Annotated in this window: 18 protein-coding genes; 8 read left to right on the top strand and 10 right to left on the bottom strand. The window is 71.1% G+C overall.

Annotated features, from left to right (window positions below; translation table 11 throughout):
* Positions 1-226: 226 nt before the first annotated feature.
* Positions 227-820 carry a hypothetical protein gene (locus tag AC27IY_RS41970; protein WP_423443220.1) on the top strand — a complete coding sequence of 198 codons (594 nt, stop codon included), beginning with the start codon at positions 227-229 and terminating at the stop codon, positions 818-820.
* On the opposite strand, the gene AC27IY_RS41965 is transcribed toward AC27IY_RS41970, so the two are convergent.
* Positions 817-1,311: an XF1762 family protein gene (locus tag AC27IY_RS41965; RefSeq protein ID WP_487181444.1), complete on the bottom strand. Its 495-nt coding sequence runs from the start codon at positions 1,309-1,311 to the stop codon at positions 817-819. The two genes, AC27IY_RS41970 and AC27IY_RS41965, sit on opposite strands and share 4 nt — an antisense overlap.
* Entirely contained in the window at positions 1,308-2,636 is a 1,329-nt protein-coding gene (locus AC27IY_RS41960; RefSeq protein WP_487181442.1) for a 2'-5' RNA ligase family protein, read from the bottom strand. Before AC27IY_RS41960 ends, AC27IY_RS41965 begins: the two co-directional genes overlap by 4 nt.
* A gap of 713 nt (positions 2,637-3,349) precedes the next feature.
* Between AC27IY_RS41960 and AC27IY_RS41955 the strand changes: the two genes are divergently transcribed.
* Positions 3,350-3,721 (top strand): DUF4288 domain-containing protein, encoded by a 372-nt coding sequence (locus AC27IY_RS41955; protein ID WP_423443210.1) that lies wholly within the window; start codon positions 3,350-3,352, stop codon positions 3,719-3,721.
* Positions 3,722-3,794: 73 nt separating this feature from the next.
* On the opposite strand, the gene AC27IY_RS41950 is transcribed toward AC27IY_RS41955, so the two are convergent.
* Entirely contained in the window at positions 3,795-4,250 is a 456-nt protein-coding gene (locus AC27IY_RS41950; protein ID WP_487181440.1) for an IPT/TIG domain-containing protein, read from the bottom strand.
* Here AC27IY_RS41950 and AC27IY_RS41945 point away from each other — a divergent pair.
* Complete coding sequence (locus AC27IY_RS41945; RefSeq protein WP_487181438.1) at positions 4,242-4,775, top strand: thiamine pyrophosphate-dependent enzyme; 534 nt, start codon at positions 4,242-4,244, stop codon at positions 4,773-4,775. The genes AC27IY_RS41950 and AC27IY_RS41945 overlap by 9 nt on opposite strands.
* Before the next feature lie 14 nt (positions 4,776-4,789).
* Here the strand turns inward: AC27IY_RS41945 and AC27IY_RS41940 are convergent, their stop codons facing one another.
* Entirely contained in the window at positions 4,790-5,635 is an 846-nt protein-coding gene (locus AC27IY_RS41940) for a bifunctional methylenetetrahydrofolate dehydrogenase/methenyltetrahydrofolate cyclohydrolase (RefSeq protein ID WP_487181437.1), read from the bottom strand.
* A 210-nt stretch (positions 5,636-5,845) separates the two neighbouring features.
* Here AC27IY_RS41940 and AC27IY_RS41935 point away from each other — a divergent pair, with 210 nt between their 5' ends.
* Genes AC27IY_RS41935 through AC27IY_RS41925 form a run of 3 tightly spaced genes read left to right on the top strand, consistent with a single transcriptional unit; the run spans position 5,846 to position 11,909 of the window.
* Positions 5,846-10,084, top strand: a complete 4,239-nt coding sequence (locus AC27IY_RS41935) for a glycoside hydrolase family 38 N-terminal domain-containing protein (protein ID WP_487181435.1) — start codon at positions 5,846-5,848, stop codon at positions 10,082-10,084.
* Positions 10,081-11,001 (top strand): DUF7158 domain-containing protein, encoded by a 921-nt coding sequence (locus AC27IY_RS41930; protein ID WP_487181434.1) that lies wholly within the window; start codon positions 10,081-10,083, stop codon positions 10,999-11,001. The genes AC27IY_RS41935 and AC27IY_RS41930 overlap by 4 nt, the downstream gene beginning before the upstream one ends.
* Positions 11,001-11,909, top strand: coding sequence for an ROK family protein (locus AC27IY_RS41925; RefSeq protein ID WP_487181433.1), 909 nt, complete (start codon positions 11,001-11,003; stop codon positions 11,907-11,909). The genes AC27IY_RS41930 and AC27IY_RS41925 overlap by 1 nt, the downstream gene beginning before the upstream one ends.
* Before the next feature lie 137 nt (positions 11,910-12,046).
* Here the strand turns inward: AC27IY_RS41925 and AC27IY_RS41920 are convergent, their stop codons facing one another.
* From AC27IY_RS41920 to purN, 3 genes are all read right to left on the bottom strand, one after another.
* Complete coding sequence (locus AC27IY_RS41920) at positions 12,047-12,223, bottom strand: hypothetical protein (RefSeq protein WP_423443193.1); 177 nt, start codon at positions 12,221-12,223, stop codon at positions 12,047-12,049.
* Positions 12,224-12,366: 143 nt separating this feature from the next.
* A complete protein-coding gene (purH, locus tag AC27IY_RS41915; RefSeq protein WP_487181431.1) occupies positions 12,367-13,905 on the bottom strand; it encodes a bifunctional phosphoribosylaminoimidazolecarboxamide formyltransferase/IMP cyclohydrolase in 1,539 nt (512 codons plus the stop codon).
* The gene (purN, locus tag AC27IY_RS41910) at positions 13,902-14,531 is read right to left on the bottom strand and encodes a phosphoribosylglycinamide formyltransferase (RefSeq protein ID WP_344216877.1); all 630 of its coding nucleotides are present in this window, start codon (positions 14,529-14,531) and stop codon (positions 13,902-13,904) included. The genes purH and purN overlap by 4 nt, the downstream gene beginning before the upstream one ends.
* Before the next feature lie 74 nt (positions 14,532-14,605).
* Between purN and AC27IY_RS41905 the strand changes: the two genes are divergently transcribed.
* A complete protein-coding gene (locus AC27IY_RS41905; protein WP_423443189.1) occupies positions 14,606-15,025 on the top strand; it encodes a hypothetical protein in 420 nt (139 codons plus the stop codon).
* A gap of 6 nt (positions 15,026-15,031) precedes the next feature.
* Here the strand turns inward: AC27IY_RS41905 and AC27IY_RS41900 are convergent, their stop codons facing one another.
* From AC27IY_RS41900 to sucC, 3 genes are all read right to left on the bottom strand, one after another.
* Positions 15,032-16,669 (bottom strand): cell division protein PerM, encoded by a 1,638-nt coding sequence (locus AC27IY_RS41900; RefSeq protein ID WP_423443187.1) that lies wholly within the window; start codon positions 16,667-16,669, stop codon positions 15,032-15,034.
* A gap of 142 nt (positions 16,670-16,811) precedes the next feature.
* Positions 16,812-17,687: a succinate--CoA ligase subunit alpha gene (sucD, locus tag AC27IY_RS41895; protein WP_329585244.1), complete on the bottom strand. Its 876-nt coding sequence runs from the start codon at positions 17,685-17,687 to the stop codon at positions 16,812-16,814.
* A gap of 3 nt (positions 17,688-17,690) precedes the next feature.
* Positions 17,691-18,872, bottom strand: coding sequence for an ADP-forming succinate--CoA ligase subunit beta (sucC, locus tag AC27IY_RS41890; RefSeq protein ID WP_364461553.1), 1,182 nt, complete (start codon positions 18,870-18,872; stop codon positions 17,691-17,693).
* A 279-nt stretch (positions 18,873-19,151) separates the two neighbouring features.
* Between sucC and AC27IY_RS41885 the strand changes: the two genes are divergently transcribed.
* Complete coding sequence (locus AC27IY_RS41885; protein ID WP_344216867.1) at positions 19,152-19,946, top strand: hypothetical protein; 795 nt, start codon at positions 19,152-19,154, stop codon at positions 19,944-19,946.
* Positions 19,947-19,978 lie beyond the last annotated feature (32 nt).

Here is a 19,978-nt window from a genome sequence, read left to right as displayed (position 1 = left end):
CTCCCGGATCCGCGCATTCTCTGCGACGGCAGTCATCTGCCTTACCCCCCGGTTTGGCTGACATCGGTGTGCGGTTGTGTGCGATCCGCGCCCGGTCAGCACCGGGACACCCCGTGATCAAGGCGGCAAGCTAGGCCGAATCGGTGCTAACGTCGCGCCGCCCAGCGCCACTAGGGTGATCAAGCTCGGGGTGAGTGGAACGATCCGAAGACTCTTGGAGGTCCTCATGCGCCTGCACCGACTCGCCGCCCTGCCCGCCGCCGGCTTACTCGCGGCGGCCGCGCTCACCGCCGCCCCCGCGTCGGCGAACGCCACGGCGACCACCGTGGCGGCGGCTCCGAAGGTGCTGAAGTTCGGCCAGTCGATCCGCATCAAGGGGGAGAAGGGGCGCCCGCTCCGCATCACGCCGGTCGGCGTCTACTACCACCGGCCGAGCGACGCGAAGTTCACCCAGCCGCGAGAGAAGTGGTTCGTCGCCATCGCGGTCAAGGTGACGGCCCTGTCCAAGACTGAGCGCATCCCCAGCACGCCGGAGCGGAGCGGCTGGCGGATCAGGATCGGCGGCCGCGCCTACACCGACACCTCGGGCAACGCGATGAGCAGCCCGTGGGTAGGTCGTACGGACGGCCCCTGGATCAACATTCAGCCGGGCAGCCCCGAAGTGCTCTACTACTCGTTCGACGTGCCCAAGCCGGGCGGCACCCTGGAGTGGTCGACGCCGACCGGCGTGACCCGCTGGAAGATTCCCACCAGCAAGTACGGCAACGCGGCCGTGATCAAGCCCGTCCTCGACGCCATCGACGACTACGAGGGCCGCTAGGCCGATCCTGGGGCCTCCCACAGGGTGCGCCCGATCCGCTCCACGCCATCATCGCCGCGCGGCCTCGACGGGCAACTCCACGAGCCGCGCGGCCGCCGTGCCGCGATCTCCTTCCAGCCGGCGGCCTTCAGCGATGCCCCGTTCTCGTCGGCCCGCGTGTAGGTGATCATCCGCGTGAAGCCCATCGCCCGCCCAGCACGCCAGGCCGTCGAATACAGCCGCGAGCACGCGTTGCGGGTGCCGTCCGTTGCGCACCGGGTGACCTCCAGCGTCCGGCCGTTGTCGAGCAGCCTCGCGACCGGACGGCCGACGATCACGACCCCGACCAGGCTTTCGCCCTCGCTCATCTTCCCGGTACGCGGGTCGATCACGTCCACCATGGCGCCGATCGAGAACTTGTGCCCTCTCGGAGCCCGTAAGTGCCGGTGCTCGCCGTCCACGTACGCGCACGCCTGCGCGAAGCTCACCGGCACCAGCCGCAGCACGTTCACCCCGCCTCCGCGAGGAAGTCGAGAATCGCCTTGCCCGCGTGCAGCTGCTCGACGGTGAGCGTCTTCACCTCCTCGGGCAGCGCTGAGGGCGCGGTCGAGTCGGGGTGAGTCATCGGCTCGGGCGGCAGCTCCGGCGCCTGACGGCGGGCCGGGTCGTGCTCGTCGGCGACCTCGACGCCGGCCTCCCGCATGATTTCCTTGAGGATGTCCAGGGCCTGCGCCATCCTGCGCAGGTTGCGGTCGGACAGGACACGTCCGGCCTTGACCTCCAGGCCGGGGGAGTGGCGCTTGACGGCCAGGCCGTCGCCGTCCTCCGGCGTCTCCAGGTTCTCCAGCGGCCCCGCAGGCTCCGGCGCGGGTGCTGGCCCCGGCTCCGGCGCGGGCTCGGCCGGACCGGCGGCGAGCGGGAAATCCTCGTGGTCGTCCTCGACCGCGAGCGTCAGCGCCCCGAACGTGACCGGCGTGACCTCCACCGGCGCGGGCATCGGGTCGCCCGGGGCGAGGTAGGTGAGCGTCATGTGCGGGGTGAACCCGTGATCGACCGCGTACCAGATGCCGGCCTCGTCCAGCGCGGCCACGACCTTCTGCCGGAGCTCGGCCAGGCCGGGCACGTCCACCGGCACCCACGCCGGGATGCCGTCGTCGCCCTCCGGGAAGACGCCGACGCCGCCGATGATTCCCGACAGCGGGCCCGACTCGGCCGCCACCCGCTCCACCACCAGCGCCGCATCGGCCAGTGCGGCATCGTCCAAGCCCTCACCGAGGTAGGCGAGCGTCACGTGCAGCTCGGCCGCCGGTAGCCCGCCCTCGACTGCGACGGCCTGGGCGATGTCGGCGGGGATGGTGAGCGACACCATCGACCGCAGCTCGTCCACGCTGCGCGCCTGCTCGGCCTCGGCCGTGGCGGGAGGCTCGTCGTAGCCGTCGAGCAGGTCGCCCCACTCGTCGGCCGCGGGGTCGGCTTTCCGCTCCGTCTTGGGCATGCCGGACTTCACCGACAGGGTCATGGTGTGCGAAGCCGCGCCGAAAAGCACCTGGCTGTACTCGAACCAGTCCAGGTCGTAGATGCGGCGGACACCGATCTTGGGGTCCTTGCGGGCGCCGCCGGGCGGCACCGAGTAGCCGATGCTCCACTCCTGCTCATTCGTCTCGGAGTAGAACGCGGCCTCCTCATACGCCTGACGGCCGCGCTTCGCGTTCAGGTTGAAGAACGCCCGCACGAACATCGCGCCCGCCCCCGCAGGCCACGGCTTGCCGTCCTTCGTCTCCTTCGGCAGGCGCGGATCGCCCGGCAGCCACTCCTCGTACTCCTCCGCGCGGGACACCCACGCCTTGGTGTCGTGGGAGTGGATGCCCTTCGGCTTGCGCAGGGCGATCGTGCGGGAAGAACGCGCCCGGCATGATGATGTCGCCGACGTTGTCCTCGATGCCCGTGATCGCGACCAGGCAGCGGATCGTCCCCACGGGATCGTCTGCCGCCGCGGCGATCGGCGAGACCGCCACCGACTTGTGTTCAAGCTGCACGCTCACTTTGGGCCCCCTCCCGACGAATGACCAGGAGAGCGTGCCAGTGTCAACCCTTAATGTCGCGCCGGATCCACACCTTCTGTCCCAGCGAGAGGATGCCACGCAGTGTAACTACATAAAATCTATATGCACTCTAGTGAAGTCAACGCCACAGGCAGAGGCAAATAGAAAATTCACAGTTCCCAATTCCCTGAATGACCATTGACATGCATAAACTCAGCCGCCTTAAGCGATCTCACCGCAGATGTCAACACCTTGATTGCGAGCAAACCGTAACTTTATCGCACGGTGCCGAATCGGCCGGATTCTGCGCGAGTTCCCCGGTGAGTACCTCGGTGCGACACTCGCCCAGATCAAGGTGGACAGAACCACGAAGGGCCGGAAAGCCTGGAAGCTGCTCACCGACGGCCGGTTCGCCAAGCCGTAGTCTAGGCACGACAGCCTAGATCTCTAGTGCGCGCCGACCTCGTGCGTTGGGGTCGGCGCGCCACATTCAGGAGTAGGGTCCGGCATGAGCGACCATCCGAAAAGCCCGCATATCGCGATCCTGGTATATGCGACACAGGTAGAAGGCAATTACGCACCCCCTCGCTACAGCGAGGACATCGTGTTAATCCACGCCACATCGGTCGAGGAAGCCCGTATCGCCGCTGAAGCGATGGGCCGCGAGGAGACCAGTTCCTATAAGAATGTCTACGACGAGACGGTCATCTGGTCTTTCGTAGGCGTCGCGGACGTACGTGCTGCCCTTTACGACGACCTGCACGAAACGACCGTCTTGTACTCACGCAGCTTTGATGACCTTGATCAGTATCGGGAGACCTTCTCTCTCACGTCATTGACGAAACCCTCAACGGGCTCCGGCGATACTGCGAGTGGATGAGCTAGAGTCGCCTCACCCACACGGCCGCGCTCATCACACGAGCGCGGCCGTGTCTGCGGCGTAAGGCTCAATTTCAGGCGTAGGTGAAGCCGCCTGCCTTCGTCGCCGCGCCCGCGTCCGTGATGACTACGACGGCCACCGCGCCGGCGGCGTGCGCCGGGGCCTTGCACTCGATGAGGGTGTCGTTCACCACCACCACGTCGGTGGCGGCCGTGCCGCCGATCGTCACGGTGGTGCCGGGCGTGAAGTTGCGGCCCCTGATGGTGAGGGCGGTGCCGCCCGCAGCCGCGCCCGACGCCGGGAACACCGAGTCGGTGGTCGCGTCGGGGAAGCACCTATCGAACACCGACTTGCGGACGACGCTGCCCGCCGGGAACCGCACGCTCATCCGGCCCTCCGGGAACGCCGTCCCGTCCGGCCGCGTCCCCTCCAGCAGGTCCTCACTGATCTTGATCAGCGGGTCGTTCTCATCGGGCTGCCTCCTCTGCCCGTCGGCGGGCGGCCGTTGCGGGCCGCGCACGTGCTGCACGAGCTGGCGCTGCGGCTGCCCGCCGACGCCGTGCTCGTCGAGGAGACCCCGTCCTCCCGCCCCGACCTGCACCGGCTCGTCCCCGCCAGGAACCCGCTCGGGTTCGTGTCGGCCGCCATGGGCGGCCTCGGCTTCGCCCTCCCCGCGGCGGTCGGCCTGCGCATGGCGCTCCCCGACCGGCCCGTGGTCGCGGTCGTGGGCGACGGCTCGGCGTTGTACGGCGTGCACGCTGTGTGGAGCGCCGTCCACTACCGGGTGGGCGCGCTGTTCCTGGTGCTGGCGAACGGCAGGTACGCGATCATGGACCGGCTGGCCGACCAGCGAGGCGGCAAGGCCCCGTGGCCGCCGTTCACCGAGGTGGACCTGGCCGCCCTGGCCCGCTCGCTCGGCTGCCCCGCGCGCAAGGTGGACGGCCACGCCGAGCTGGTGGCGGCGCTGGAGGAAGTGGTGCCCACGCTGGCCGCCCGAGAGGAGCCCCTGCTGCTCGATGTGGACGTGACCGTCGACCCCGGCTTCCAGCCCTGAACCGTCCTGGGGCGTCAGAGGCGTTCGGCGGCCTCGACGACGTTGGACAGCAGTAGCGCCCTGGTCATCGGGCCGACGCCGCCCGGGTTGGGCGTGAGGAATCCAGCGACCTCCTCGACCTCGGGCGACACGTCACCCGCGATCTTGCCCTCGACGCGGGAGACGCCGACGTCGAGCACGGCCGCGCCCGGCTTGATCATGTCGGCCTTGATCAGCTCGGGCACCCCGGCCGCCGCCACGACGATGTCGGCCATCCGGGTGTGCGCGGCGAGATCCTGCGTGCCCGTGTGGCAGAGGGTGACGGTGGCGTTCTCGCTGCGGCGGGTCAGCAGGAGGCCGAGCGAGCGGCCCACGGTGATGCCGCGGCCCACGACGACGACCTCGGCGCCCTTGATCGGCACGTCGTACTCCTGCAGGAGCAGCACGATGCCGTGCGGGGTGCACGGGAGCGGGGCGTCGACCATGTGGACGAGCCGGCCGAGGTTGACCGGGTGGAGGCCGTCGGCGTCCTTGGCCGGGTCCATCCGCTCCAGCAGGGCCATCGTGTCGAGGTGCTTGGGCAGCGGGAGCTGGACGATGTAGCCGGTGCACTCGGGGGAGGCGTTGAGCTCGTCGATGGCCGACTCGACCTCGGCCTGGGTGGCGGTGGCCGGCAGGTCGACGCGGATGGAGGCGATGCCGACCTCGGCGCAGTCGCGGTGCTTGCCCGCCACGTAGATCTGGCTGCCGGGGTCGTCGCCGACGAGGATGGTGCCGAGGCCCGGCGTGATGCCGCGCTCCTTGAGCGCGGCCACCCGGGTCGTGAGGTCTGCCTTGATCTTTGCGGCCGTGGCCTTGCCGTCGAGTTTCACTGCGCTCATGCCGCAATCCTTCCATGCCGGGTCCCATCCACCGCACACCCGCTCCCCCTTCCCGGGCGTTGTCCACAGGGTGCGGGAGCGGGGTCGGCGTTGTCCACAGGCGGCGTATGACATCGTTGTCATGGCCACCACGAGGGCTTAGTGTTACGGGCGCCGGCATGCTCTTCCACCTTCCACCCGGAGGTCCGCGCTTCACCCCGGAGGTTCCCCTTGCCTTCCCGCCGCCTGCTCTCCGCCGAGCCGACCGACCTGTTCGTCGGCACCGAGGCCGCCCCGCACCAGGTCCTGCGCCTCACCCTCGCCTCCCGGGCCGACCGCGAGGCCGTCCTGGAGCTGCGCGGCGACGGCGTACGCCTGGCGGACGGAGCGATCACCGTCCCCGCCGACGCGGCCGGCGTCCTGGAGGTGCCGCTGGAGGTCGCCGTGCCGCCCGGCACGGCGGTGCCCTGCCTGCTGACCCTCGACGGCGAGGAGTCCCTGGAGGTCACGGTCACGGCCGAGGAGCCCGGCTGGACCATGCACCTGATCTCCCACTTCCACTACGACCCCGTGTGGTGGAACACCCAGGCCGCCTACACCAGCCCGTGGGAGCTGCTCTCGGCCGACGCCACCACCAGGCCGCTGTGGGAACGCAACGCGTTCGCGCTGGTCGAGGCGCACATCGAGCTGGCGCTGCGCGACCCCGACTACCGTTTCGTGCTGGCCGAGGTCGACTATCTCAAGCCGTTCTTCGACACCTGCCCCGAGCGCCGCGCCGACCTGCGCGCCCTCATGGCCGAGGGCCGGGCCGAGCTGGTGGGCGGCACCTACAACGAGCCCAACACCAACCTCACCGGCGCCGAGACCACGATCCGCAACCTCGTCCACGGCATCGGCTACCAGCGTGACATCCTCGGCGGCGATCCGCGTACGGCCTGGCAGCTCGACGTGTTCGGGCACGATCCGCAGTTCCCCGGCTACCTCGCGGCGGCCGGGCTCACCGGGAGCGCGTGGGCGCGCGGACCGTTCCACCAGTGGGGCCCGATCAGCAAGAACTTCCGCGAGGCCAAGAAGGACGCGGCCCTCATGCAGTTCCCTAGCGAGTTCGAGTGGATCTCGCCGTCCGGGCGGGGCGTGCTCACCCACTACATGCCCGCCCACTACTCGGCGGGCTGGTGGATGGACTCCGCGCCCACCCTGGAGGACGCCTGCCAGGCGGTCTACGACCTCTATCGCTCGCTCAAGCCGGTGGCCGCGACCAGGCACGTCCTGCTGCCGGTCGGCACCGACTACACCCCGCCCAACAAGTGGGTCACCGACATCCACCGCGCCTGGGCGGCCCGCTACGTGTGGCCCCGGTTCGTCTGCGCCACGCCGCGCGACTTCCTGGACGCCGTACGCGCCGAGCTGCCGCGACACAGCCCCCAGACCCGCGACATGAACCCGGTCTACACCGGCAAGGACGTCTCCTACATCGACACCAAGCAGGCCCAGCGCGCCGCCGAGGTGGCCGCGCTGGACGCCGAGCGGCTGTCGGCGTTCGCGGCGGCGCTCGGTCTCGGCCGCTACCCGCACACCGCGCTCGACAAGGTGTGGCGGCAGCTCTCCTACGGCGCGCACCACGACGCGATCACCGGGTCCGAGTCGGACCAGGTCTACATCGACCTGCTGACGGGGTGGCGGGAGGCCTATGACCTGGCGGGCGCGGCCAGGGACAACGCGCTCGACGCGCTCACCGGGCAGGTCGGGCTGACCGGGCCGGGCGTGGTGGTGACCAACACGCTGTCGTTCGCCCGCGACGGCCTGGTCCGCGTGCCACTGCCGCCGGGGCACACCGTGGCCGGCCCGTCCCCGGAGGAGGTGCCGGCGGTCGCCGAGGACGGCATGCTGACCTTCCTGGCGCGGGACGTGCCGTCGCTGGGCTGGCGGACGTACCAGGTGGTCGAGGGCTCGCCGCCGGCCTGGCGTCCGCTCGACGGCGCCACCATCGCGAACGAACGCTGGCGGGTGAGCGCCGACCCGGCCAGGGGCGGCGCGCTGGCCTCGGTCGTCGACCTGTCCACCGGGCGCGAGCTGCTCACCGGGCTCGGGAACGAGCTGCGCCTCTACTGCGAATATCCGACTCATCCGGATATGGGGGAAGGTCCGTGGCATCTCATCCCCACGGGCGCGGTCACCGGGTCCGGTGAGGCCGCCGCGCGGAGCGTACGCGCCGAGCAGAGCCCGCTCGGCAGCCGCCTCACCGTCACCGGCCAGGTCGGCGAGATCGCCTACGAGCAGGTCGTCACCCTGCTGACCGGCTCCAACCGCATCGACTTCACCACCCGCGTACTCGACCACACGGGCGCCGACCGCCTGCTGCGGGTGCGTTTCCCGGCCTTCGTCGAAGGTGCGCTGCCGGTGTCCGACGTGGCGGGGGCGGTGGTGGGCCGTGGGTTCGCGCTGCCCGACGTCGACACGGCCGAGCACCCGTGGACGCTCGACAACCCGGCCAACACCTGGTTCGGCCTGTCCGCCACGGCGAAGGTCGATCTCGGCGAGGCGGGGGCGCGGGCGCTGGGCGTGGCCGAGGTCGTGGTGCCCGACGCCGCCGACGCCCCGGCGGCCCGCGACCTGGTGGTGGCACTGGCGCGGGCGGGCGTGACGGCGACCACGTCCACCGCGCCCGGCACCCGCTACGGCTGGCTCGACGTCGACTCCAACCTGCCGGACGTACGCATCGTCCTCGGCGGTCCCGACACCAATCCGGTGGCCGCCGAGCTGCTGGACCGCGCCGACCCTGCCTATCTCGACGCGCTCAAGTCCGGCGTGCCCCGGGTCTGGGTCCCGGCAGAACGGCCGCTCGCCGAGGTCTGGCAGCCCAGCGCCGACCTGCGCGACCTGCGTGCCCTGCCCGCCCTGATCGTCGCCGGCCCGGTCGAGGACCTGGTGGCCGATCTCGCCGACGCCACGATCGAGGCCCTGTGCCCGCTGGGCCGCGAACGCCTCGACGCACGCACGGTCGCGCTCCTCACCTACGGCCTGCCCGGCTTCGCCGTCGATCCCTCGGGGGCGCTGCACCTGTCGCTGATGCGGTCGTGCACGGGGTGGCCGTCGGGCATCTGGCTCGATCCGCCGCGCCGTACGGCGCCGGACGGCTCCGGGTTCCAGCTTCAGCATTGGACGCATGAGTTCGCGTACTCGCTGGTGGCGGGCGAGGGCGACTGGCGCGCCCTGCACCTGCCCGCACGGGGGCAGGAGCACATCACCCCGCTGCTCCCCCGCGTCCTGGGCCCCCAGGACGGCCCCCTCCCCCCGGCCCACTCCCTTCTGACCGTCACCCCGCCGCGCGACGTCCTGCTGAGCACCCTGAAGTCCACCGGCAACCCCCACGCCCACGGCCACCTCCCCGACCCACCCCTCCCCTCAACCACCGCCCCCACCAGCACCTCCGGCTCCGGCTCCGCCTCTGGGGGCGGTGTCACTCTCCGTCTGATCGAGTCCACCGGCCTCGGGAGCCAGGTCACGCTCAGCTCCCCGGTCCTTCCCCTCGACACCCTCACCCCCGCCGACCTGCTCGAACGCCCGGAAACTCGCGAGGACGCCGGAAGCCCCGTACGCGACCTCGCCCTGACCGGCTTCGAGGTCGCCACCTACCTGACCCCCGCTCCACCCCCACCCCCCGAAGCACCCGACCTCGGCGCCACGGCCGAACGCGCCCAGCCCGTCTACAGCCGCTACTGGCTGCACAACAAGGGTCCGGCCCCGCTCGGCTACCTGCCGATCGCCGTGTCCGTCACGCCGGGTCTCGTCCCCGCCACGAGCGAGCCGTTCGAGGTGGAGGTGGTCCTGTCCTCCCAGCTCACCGCCGACAGCCACGAGGGCGTGGTGGACCTCCGTGTTCCCGCCGGCTGGGCCGTCACCCCGTCCCGGCGTCCCTTCCGCCTTCCTCCCGGCGGCCACCTTCGCTTCCCGGTGACCGTGACCCCGCCCCCCTCCCCCGCCACGGGCCTGCACTTCGTCTCCGCCCGCACCACCGTGGGCGGTCAGCTCATCGAGGACGTCGCCACCGTCGCCGTCGGCGACGACCTCCCCGAGCTGCCCGTTCCCGGCCCGCCGCCGTCCACGGGCGACGCCCTCGGGGGCACCACCGCCGACGATGCCCGGCCCACCGGCCTGTCCGTCACCCCGGCCGCCGACGCCCTCAGTCTGCGCCCCGGCGACCGCGCCGCCCTCACGCTCCGGCTGTGCAACTCCACCGCCGACGAGATTCGCGGCGAGGCGCAGCTCGCCTCCCCCTGGGGCACCTGGTCCCTGCTCCCGGAGGTCATCCGGGGGTTCGCCGTGGGGGCCGGCGAGACTGCCGAGGTGTCGTTCCCTGTCCGGGTCCCCGTGGACGCGCCGGCCGGCCACGCCTGGGCCCTGGCCAAGGTCATGTGGTACGGCCGCTGCCAGTACACCCCGGCCATCCGCCTGGAGGTGACCCGATGACCTCCCACCCTCACGCCCGGCCGCTCGCCACCCCCACGGCCGGTGATCCCCGTCCTCCCGCCACGGGAGCGGCCACCGCGCCCGGTGTCGGTCAGGTGATGGGCTGGGTCGGCGGTCGTCCGGTCCCGCGTGAGCTTCTCGACCGCCGCATCGCCGACCTCCGGCACGGCCCGCTCCAGGCCGCCCTTCCCTCGCCCGGCACCGCCGAGGCCCGCCAACTGGCCAGGTGGTTGACCCAGGTCGTCCTGACCGAGGTCCTGTGCGAGACCATCGCCAGAGCCGAAGGGCTGGCTCCCCTCGAAGGCCCGCCGCTGGACCGTCTGGCGGCCGTCGAACTGGGCTCGATCAACGCCGCCGCCTACAACGGCAACCCTTGGGTGCGGGCCGTGTTCGAGCATGTCACCACGGCCACCGCGGTGCCCGCCGAGTGGCGGCCCCGGCCGTCCCGCCCGAGCGCCGGCGCCCACCACGTACGCCATCGCCTGTTCTCGGACCGCGCCGCCGCAGAGCGCGCCACCGCGGACGACCTGGAGTCACTCGGCCAGGTGGACTTGGCCTCGCTGCCGGCCGCCCTCGCCGAGGCCATCACCCGCCACCCGTACGGCGCTCTGGTCGGCCCGGTCCAGGACGGGTTGGGCTGGCACGTAGCCCTCGTCACGCCGGACCCCCCGGCACCACCACCGTCTCCGACACGACCGCCGGATGAAGGAGAAGCGATCCCGCCGATGCCAGAATTGCCACAGCCACAGCAGCGGCCACGTTCACCAGAGGCCGCTTACTCCGATCTTCTGCAGGCCGCCCGCCGGAGAACCTTCGCCCGGTGGCTCGACCGGACGCGTGCCGAGAAGGTCGCGCTGGTGCCCGGACTGGAACACCCTGGCGATCCTCGCCAGCCCGACAACCACCACAAACACTGATGCCCTACGTACTCGCGATCGACATCGGAGGGACCAAGCTCGCCGCCGCGCTGGTGGACGAGGAAGGGTCCGCGTTGCGTTCCGGCACCCGGCCCACGCCGCGTACGGACGTCATGACCGCCTTGACGGCGCTGATCGAGGAGGTGACCGGCGACGGGCCGCCGGCGGTCGCCGTCGGGATCGGGTGCGCCGGGCCGCTGGACCTCGCCACCGGCGCCGTGAGCCCGGTCAACATGCCGAGCTGGCGCGGGTTCCCGCTGCGCGACGAGGTACGGAAGGTGACGGGCCTGCCCACGGTGCTGGCGGGCGACGCGCAGTGCTTCGTGCTCGGCGAGCACTGGCTCGGCGCGGGCCGGGGCAGCGGCTCGCTGCTCGGGATCGTCGTGTCGACGGGGATCGGCGGAGGCCTGGTGATCGACGGCGCTCCGCTCCTCGGTCCCACCGGGAACGCCGGACATGTCGGTCATATGAGCATCGATCCGTGGGGCGAGCGCTGCACGTGCGGCGGGCGCGGCTGCGTCGAGCACTATGCCAGCGGCCCCAACCTCGTCCGCTGGGCCCTTGCCAACGGCTGGACCCCCGAGGACGACCCGGCGAAGGCGGACGGTCGGCTGCTCGCCGAGGCCGCGGTCGCCGGGGAGCCTGTGGCGGTGGCCGCGTTCGAGCGCGGGGCCCGGGCGCTGGCCGGGATGATCGCGTCCACGGCGGCGGCGGTCGAGGTCAGCACCGTGGTCGTCGGAGGGGGCGTGTCGGCGGCGGGGAAGGTGCTGTTCGAGCCGTTGGAGCGGGCGCTCGACGACGTGGCGGGGCTCGCCTTCGTCCGGGCGGTGCAGGTCAGGCAGAGCACGCTCGGCGTCCGCGCCTCACTGGCCGGCGCCGCGAACCTGGCCTGGCAGACCCATGCCTGAACGACGAACACCCACGGACGGCGCCGTCGCGAAGCGGCCGGCAGCGAGATGAGGGACGCGTAGCCCGGCGCCTGATTCTGGACACCGGTGCCGCCTGACCGCCGTTGCGGCTCAGAGGCCGCAGGAATACGGGCGGGTCAGTCGCGGTTGGCGAAGCGGGCCTCGCGGCGTTCGATGATGCGGCGGGTGAAGGGCACGATCTCCACGACACGCATGCCGAGATAGGCGCCGGCGAAGGCGACGACCAGCAGGACGAAGGGGCTGGTCGCCACGCCGTTCAGAGTGACGAAGGCCTGCAGCATCGTGTCGAGCAAGGGTTACTCCGGAGACTCGATGGGTAGATGAGCGGGTTTCAGGCTAACCGGTCATGACCAATGCTTGCCCCGGAAATTGCCAAAGGGCGGCATGATCTCCTCATGCCGCCCTTTAGTGGATCATGTCGCCCTTTCGGGGACGATCAGTGGAAGAAGTGCCGGGCGCCGGTGAAGTAGAGGGTGATGCCGGCCTTCTCGGCGGCCTCGATGACCTGGTCGTCGCGGATCGAGCCGCCAGGCTCGACGATGGCCTTCACCCCGGCCTCGGCCAGCACCTCCAGCCCGTCGGGGAACGGGAAGAAGGCGTCGGAGGCGGCCACCGAGCCGCTCGCGCGCTCGCCCGCGCGGGTGACGGCGAGACGGCAGGAGTCGACGCGGTTGACCTGGCCCATGCCCACGCCCACGGTGGCCCCGTCGTCGGCCAGCAGGATGGCGTTGGACTTCACCGAGCGGCAGGCCCGCCAGGCGAACTCCAGGTCGGCCAGCACCTCGGGCGAGGCCGGCGCGCCGGCCTTGAGCTCCCACCGGTCGGTCGCGTCGCCGGGCGCGTCCACCCGGTCCACCGTCTGCACGAGCAGGCCGCCGTCCACGCGGCGGAACTCGGTCGGCGCGGACGGGCCCTCCGGGCAGGCCAGCAGGCGCAGGTTCTTTTTCTCGCGCAGCACGTCGAGGGCCTCGGCGTCGTACGCGGGCGCGATGACGACCTCGGTGAACACCTCGGCGATCTGGCGGGCCAGCTCGACGGTGACCGGCCGGTTGACGGCGATCACGCCGCCGTACGCCGACACCGGGTCGCAGGCGTGCGCCTTGCGGTGCGCCTCGGCGACGTCGGCCCCGACGGCGATGCCGCACGGGTTCTGGTGCTTGATGATGGCCACGCACGGGTCGGAGAAGTCCCAGGCCGCCCGCCAGGCGGCGTCGGAGTCGAGGTAGTTGTTGTAGGACATCTCCTTGCCGTGCAACTGCTCGGCGCCCGCGAGGCCGCCCGTGCCGCCGCTGTAGAGCGCGGCGCTCTGGTGCGGGTTCTCGCCGTAGCGGAGGGTGGCCTTGCGCTCGTACGCGACCCCGGCGAAGACCGGGAACTCCTCCCCGCCGTACGTCTGCCCGAACCAGTTGGCCACGGCCACGTCGTAGGAGGCCGTGTGCGCGTACGCGATGCCGGCCAGCCGCCGCCGCTCGGTCAGCGTGAAGCCGCCCTCGCCCAGCGCCTTGAACACCTCGCCGTAGGCGCCGGGATCGACCACGACGGCGCAGGTGCTGTGGTTCTTGGCCGCGCCGCGGATCATCGCGGGCCCGCCGATGTCGATCTGCTCGACGCACTCCTCGTCGGCCGCGCCGGAGGCCACCGTCTGCTGGAACGGGTAGAGGTTGACCACGACGAGCTGGAACGGGTCGATCTCCAGCTCTTCGAGCTGGGCGATGTGGTTGGGCTTGGTCATGTCGGCCAGCAGCCCGGCGTGCACGCGCGGGTGCAGGGTCTTGACCCGCCCGTCCAGGCACTCGGGGAACCCGGTCAGCTGCTCGACCTTGGTCACCGGGATCCCGTACGACGCGATCGCGGCGGCCGTGCCACCGGTCGAGACGATCTCCACTCCGGCGCCGTCGAGGGCCCTGGCCAGTTCCTCGAGGCCGGACTTGTCGTAGACGGCGATCAGCGCGCGCCGGATGGCGATGCGAGTCACGTGGATTCCCCTCCTGATTGGTTGCCGATGCGGACGGTGCGTCCGCTGACCGTCCAGCCCTCGCGGGCCATGCGGCCGACGATCTCGACGAGCAGGCGGCGCTCGACGGTCTTGATGCGCTCGTGCAGGACCGCCTCGTCGTCGTCCGGAAGCACGGGCACCGCCTCCTGGGCGACGATGGGGCCGGTGTCGATCCCCTCGTCAGCCAGCATGACCGTGCAGCCGGTGACCTTGACCCCGTGGGCCAGCGCGTCACGCACGCCGTGGGCCCCGGGGAACGACGGCAGCAGCGCCGGATGCGTGTTGAGCACGGGAAAAGCCTGGAGCGTGGGCGCGCCCAGGATCTTCATGAAGCCCGCCGACACGACCAGGTCGGGCTCGTACGCGGCGATCCTGGCCGCGATGGCCGCGTCCCAGTCCGCACGCGTCGGATGATCGCCTAGTTTTTCAACAAAAGTCGGGACTTGTGCCCTGGTAGCCCTGGCCAGCCCTTCGATTCCCTCCCTGTCGGCACCGACCGCTACCACGCGAGCACCGTACGCCGGGTCGGCGGAAGCGTCCAGAAGGGCCTGTAGGTTGGTTCCAGAGCCGGAGACGAGGACGACGAGCCGCCCAGCCTTTGACACGCACACTCCAATGAGGAAACAGGGTGGGGCTGCCAGGGTATCTGTTCCTGGTCCGGCGACGCAGAGGAGGTCAGGTGTCGACACCGGTGCAGGCACCGGCAGGCCAGCAGCCCGCCGAGTCGGCGGGACGCCGCGCGATCTGGTTGGCGATCGCGGCGCTCGCCATGACGTTCATGTTGCCGCTGGCCGGTCTGGTCATGGCGTTGTTCGCGCTCGTGGCGGGCCTGCGGGCGCTGCCACTGCTCAGGGGGGCGGGCAGACCCACGGGGGCGGCCGTCGGCGGGATCACCGTGTCCTCCATAGCGCTGGTGCTGTCGGCCCTGGCCACGGGCATGCAGCTCTACCTCATGAACGAATACTCCGCCTACCAGGAGTGCATGAAGGGCGCGACCACGGTCTCGTCCCAGGGCGAGTGCTTCGCGCAGTTCAGGGAGGCGGCCCAGCGCAAGCTGCCGCCCGACGTGCTGGAGCTCCTGGGCGCCATGCAGACCTGAGCCCGCTCAGTCGCGGTCCCAGGCGTACGGGTCCACGTAGATGACGTGGCCGCCCCGGTCGTCGGACTCGTCCACGATGTCCTTGCGGGCCGGGCGGGACCCCTCGGGGCCCGGCTCCTGCAGGCGCGGCCTGGCCTGGGCCAGGGTCTCGGCCTCGGCCGTGGCGTGCTCGTCCTGCCAGTCGTCCCTGATGACCGGGATCTCCTGGGTGTCGGCCTCGGTGGCGTCCATCCAGTGACCGGGCAGCGGGCGCGGATCGGCCTCGGCGAGGCCGACCTTGCTGGCCGCCTTGGCGATCGCGGCCCCCGCCTTGCGCACGGGCACCGCGGCCTTGTCCAGCGGGGTGCGGGCGCGCTTGCTGAGCAGCAGCAGGTTGGTCACGCCCGCGGAGATCCCGGAGGCGACCCCGACCTCCAGCGCGACCGACAGCGCCACCTCCCAGGGCGAGGGCCCCACGGTGGCCAGCCGGCCGCCGCCGATCGGGCCGCCGGACAGCGCCGCCAGCACGCCCGCGACGACGCCCGCGGAGACGCCGGTGAGGAACCCCCAGAGCGGCGCGGCCTCGTACGACGGCGACGGCGAGATCCGGGCCACGAACACCCCGGCCACCGCCCCCGCCGCGAACGGCAGCGCGATCACCGCCATCATCCACGCGGGCACCGGCCCGCTCTCCGGCAGCGCGCCCAGCAGCGGCAGGCTCGGCACCGTGCCGAGCTGCACCCCGGTGGGCGCGACCAGGGTGTCGGCGCCGATCGCGAACCCGGGTCCCGAGATGTACGACGAGGCCCAGATGACCGCGTTCGGCAGGTAGAGAAGCTGGAGCAGCGCCAGCAGCACGCCGCCCACGAACCCCGGCGACAGGACGTCGGAGAGCTGCTTGACCTGGCCGAAGTTGAGCACGACGGCGACCAGCACCAGGGCCAGGCCGGCCACCAGCAGCAGCGCGGTGGCGACCGCGGTGCCGACGGTCAGCGCGCGCACCCGCTCGGGCAGCAGCCGCAGCATGACCCGCCACGGCCCGATCATCCGCGCGGTGGCCAGCGCCCCCGCGAGGAACGCCAGCACGAAGTGGCTGAGCAGCACCTCGCCGAGGAACGGCTGGGTGATCTCGTTGCTCGCCACGAGCGCGATCAGCCCGGCCAGCAGCGCGTAGGGGGCCGCGAGCGACACCCCGGCCTGGGCCACCAGCACGAGCTGCGCGCGGCGGCGGGCCCTGGCCTGCTCGCGGGGGCTGTTCTTGGGCAGCCGGGCGGGCAGGCGCAGCCGCAGGTCGGCGTCGCGGGCCATCCACCGGCCCGCCCGGTAGAGGAGCATGGCGGGCAGGATGGTGAGGCCGAGCGGCAGCAGCCCGACCCGGCCTCCGGGGATGGCGAACCCAGCGTGGTGGGCGGCCAGCCAGAGCTGCGCCGCCGTACGGAAGACGCCCGGCAGGCCCGCGCCCAGCGCGCCACGCGGGGCGGCGATCCAGCCGACCAGGGTGAGCGTGGTGAGGGCGGCCAGGCCGACCCCCAGCGTGCAGGCGGCGGCCAGCATGCCCGAGACCGGCAGCGGCCTGCGGGTCTCGTCGTCGTCGCCGGAGACCCCGGGGAGCTTGCCGAGGACCGAGCGGGGGGCAGTCCGCAGCTGGTCGAGAATCGCCGTCACAGTAGGCGATTTTCTCAATCTTTCCCAACCAAAGCTTGGTTGACGCGCCGCCGATCGGCATTTACCTCAAAGCACCCGTGACCCGCGCCGGCGACACGGCCTCCGTGCCGCCGGCGCGAGAAGGTCAGCGCGGCCACCTGACTCAGCGGGACTGCATGACCTCGCGCATGAGGCGGGCCGTCTCGGAGGGGGTCTTGCCGACGCGGACGCCGACCTTCTCCAGGGCCTCCTTCTTGGCCTGGGCCGTGCCGGCCGAGCCGGACACGATGGCGCCGGCGTGGCCCATGGTCTTGCCCTCGGGCGCGGTGAAACCGGCCACGTAGGCGACGACGGGCTTGGTGACGTGCTGCTCGATGTAGGCCGCGGCCCGCTCCTCGGCGTCGCCGCCGATCTCACCGATCATCACGATGGCGTCGGTGTCAGGGTCGTCCTGGAACGCCTGGAGCGCGTCGATGTGCGTGGTGCCGATGACGGGGTCGCCGCCGATGCCGACGCAGGTGGAGAAGCCGATGTCACGCAGCTCGTACATGAGCTGGTAGGTGAGGGTGCCGGACTTGGAGACCAGTCCGATGCGGCCGGCGGTGGTGATGTCGGCCGGGATGATGCCCGCGTTGGAGGCTCCGGGGGAGGCGATGCCGGGGCAGTTGGGGCCGATGACGCGGGTCTTGTTGCCCTTAGCGACGGCGTAGGCCCAGAACTCGGTGGAGTCGTGCACCGGGATGCCCTCGGTGATGACCACGCAGAGCGGGATCTCGGCGTCGACGGCCTCCTTGACGGCGGCCTTGGCGTGGGCCGGCGGCACGAAGACGACCGACACGTCGGCGCCGGTCTGCTCCATGGCCTCCTTGACCGTGCCGAACACCGGCAGGCCCTCGTGGGTGATGCCGGCCTTGCGGGCGTTGACGCCGCCCACGACCTTGGCGCCCGAGGCGAGCATGCGGCGGGTGTGCTTGGTGCCCTCACCGCCGGTCATGCCCTGGACGATGATCTTGCTGTTCTCCGTCAACCAGATGGCCATAAGTCACGCACCTACCGCAGCGAGCTCGGCGGCACGCTTGGCCGCTTCGTCCATCGTGTCCACCAGCTCGACCCGCGGGAGCGCGGCGTCGGCCAGAATCTGCCGCCCGAGCTGGGCGTTGTTGCCGTCGAGGCGGACCACCAGGGGGTGGGTCACGGCCTCGCCACGGCTCTCCAGCAGCTTGAACGCCGCGACGATGCCGTTGGCGACGGCGTCGCAGGCGGTGATGCCGCCGAAGACGTTCACGAAGATCGACTTGACGTCGGGGTCGGAGAGGATGATCTCCAGGCCGGCCGCCATGACCTCGGCCGAGGCGCCGCCGCCGATGTCGAGGAAGTTGGCCGGGGAGGGCTTGCCGGGGAACGCCTCGCCCGCGTAGGCGACGACGTCGAGGGTCGACATGACCAGGCCCGCGCCGTTGCCGATGATGCCCACGTCGCCGTCGAGCTTGACGTAGTTGAGGTCCTTCTCCTTGGCCCGCGCCTCCAGCGGGTCCTCGGCCGCCTTGTCGGCCAGGGCCTCGTGGTCGGACTGGCGGAAGGCGGCGTTGTCGTCGAGCGTGACCTTGCCGTCGAGCGCCTTCACCTGGCCGTCGGCGGCCAGGATCATGGGGTTGACCTCGACGAGCGTGGCGTCCTCGTCGACGAAGCAGTTCCAGAGCTTCTCGATGAGCTCGGCGGCGCCGTCGAGCGCCCGCTCCGGCAGGCCGCCGGCCTGCGCGATCTCGCGGGCCTTGGCCCGGTCGACGCCGTCCAGCGCCGAGACCGGCACCTTGGCGACCTTCTCCGGGGTGTTGTGGGCGACCTCTTCGATGTCCATGCCGCCGGCGGCGGAGCAGATCGCGAGGAAGGTGCGGTTGGCGCGGTCGAGCAGGAAGGAGAAGTAGTACTCCTCCGCGATCGCGCTGGCCTCCTCCACGAGCACCTTGTGGACCGTGTGGCCCTTGATGTCCATGCCGAGGATGGCGGTGGCCTTCCCGACGGCGTCGGCGGCGTCGTCGGCCACCTTCACACCGCCGGCCTTGCCCCGGCCACCCGTCTTGACCTGGGCCTTGACAACGACGCGGCCGGTCAGCTCCTCGGCCGCCGCCCGCACCTCCTCCACGGTGTTGGCGACGATGCCGCGCGGCACCGGGATGCCGTAGTCAGCGAAGAGCTCCTTCGCCTGATGTTCGAACAGGTCCACGAGGGTCCGTCCTTGCTTATCCGACTGATGTTCGACGGCCCGGGCAACCCCGTGCGTGCCGGGCGTTTCCGCCAGTGAAGCCTAGCCCGAAGCGCGCCCTGCCCAGGTCATCGGGTCGCGGTTCTCCCCTTGTGTGACGGTCATCTCACTTCCCGAGGGAGACCGCCTGCACGAATTGCGCACCGAATCGGCACCGCCGTACGCGGACGTCGAGATATGCTCGTGATCTTCGATTGACAGGATTCCCGGACCCCTCAATAACCGAATCAAGGGAATCCCATGAAGCGATTTCTCGCGGGCCTGACGGCGGCCTGCGCCGCGACACTCGTGATCGCGGCGCCCGCCGCCCAGGCCGCGCCGATCGACCCGGTCAAGGCGCTGCGCAAGCAGTACGTGCCCGGTCACGGCGTGCGTTTCACCGAGACGGCCAGCACCAAGGTCAACGGAAAGACCATGGCCAATGAGAAGTCGAGCGGCCGGCTCGCGTTCGGCAAGAGCGGCGTCGTCGCCGTCGACGTTTCCACCAAGAACCGCCGCAGCACGTCCTTCAGCCCCGACCGGCTGATCAGCGTGGGCGGTCACACGTACGTGCAGGGCGGCATCTACGGAAAGGATCTGCCCGAAGGCAAGAAGTGGGTGCGTTATTCCGACTCGCCCGCCGGCGCCACCATGAACCAGCCTGTCGACGTCTTCGAGCCGAAGGTGCTGAGGCTGCTGCTGACGAAGGCGAAGAGCAACAAGGGCGGCACGTACAAGGGCGAGATCTCCTACAAGGACATCGCCAAGGCGTACGGGAGCAAGCTGACCGGACCGGTCAGCAAGATCAAGGTGTCGTACGCGCTCGGCGTCAACGGCAAGGGGCTGGTCACCCTGCTGCGGACCTCCTGGACGCTCGACTTCGGCGTGCTCGGCAAGACCGTCGGCGTCACCGAGACCCGCTACACCGGCTGGGGCTCCCGCGTGAGCGTCAAGGCTCCGGCCGAGAGCGCGTGGGTGGACGTCAAGGACCTCGAAGAGGGCGCCGGCGTGCCGGAGGAGATCCCGCAGAGCGCCTTCGACGTGTACGCGTACTGAGCTTTCCCGTCGATCGGCGCGTCCCGCCTGTT

Source organism: Nonomuraea sp. B208, from assembly GCF_057536035.1.
Note: the sequence above shows the minus strand (reverse complement) of the source record. Positions and strands in the feature narration are given on the sequence as shown.

What these genes read in the sequence shown, in the direction of transcription:
- AC27IY_RS41970 (WP_423443220.1), top strand. Translation starts at nt 227, where the DNA reads ATGCGCCTGCACCGACTCGCCGCCCTGCCCGCCGCCGGCTTACTCGCG.
- AC27IY_RS41955 (WP_423443210.1), top strand. Translation starts at nt 3,350, where the DNA reads ATGAGCGACCATCCGAAAAGCCCGCATATCGCGATCCTGGTATATGCG.
- AC27IY_RS41940 (WP_487181437.1), bottom strand. Translation starts at nt 5,635, where the DNA reads ATGAGCGCAGTGAAACTCGACGGCAAGGCCACGGCCGCAAAGATCAAG.
- AC27IY_RS41930 (WP_487181434.1), top strand. Translation starts at nt 10,081, where the DNA reads ATGACCTCCCACCCTCACGCCCGGCCGCTCGCCACCCCCACGGCCGGT.
- AC27IY_RS41925 (WP_487181433.1), top strand. Translation starts at nt 11,001, where the DNA reads ATGCCCTACGTACTCGCGATCGACATCGGAGGGACCAAGCTCGCCGCC.
- sucD (WP_329585244.1), bottom strand. Translation starts at nt 17,687, where the DNA reads ATGGCCATCTGGTTGACGGAGAACAGCAAGATCATCGTCCAGGGCATG.
- AC27IY_RS41885 (WP_344216867.1), top strand. Translation starts at nt 19,152, where the DNA reads ATGAAGCGATTTCTCGCGGGCCTGACGGCGGCCTGCGCCGCGACACTC.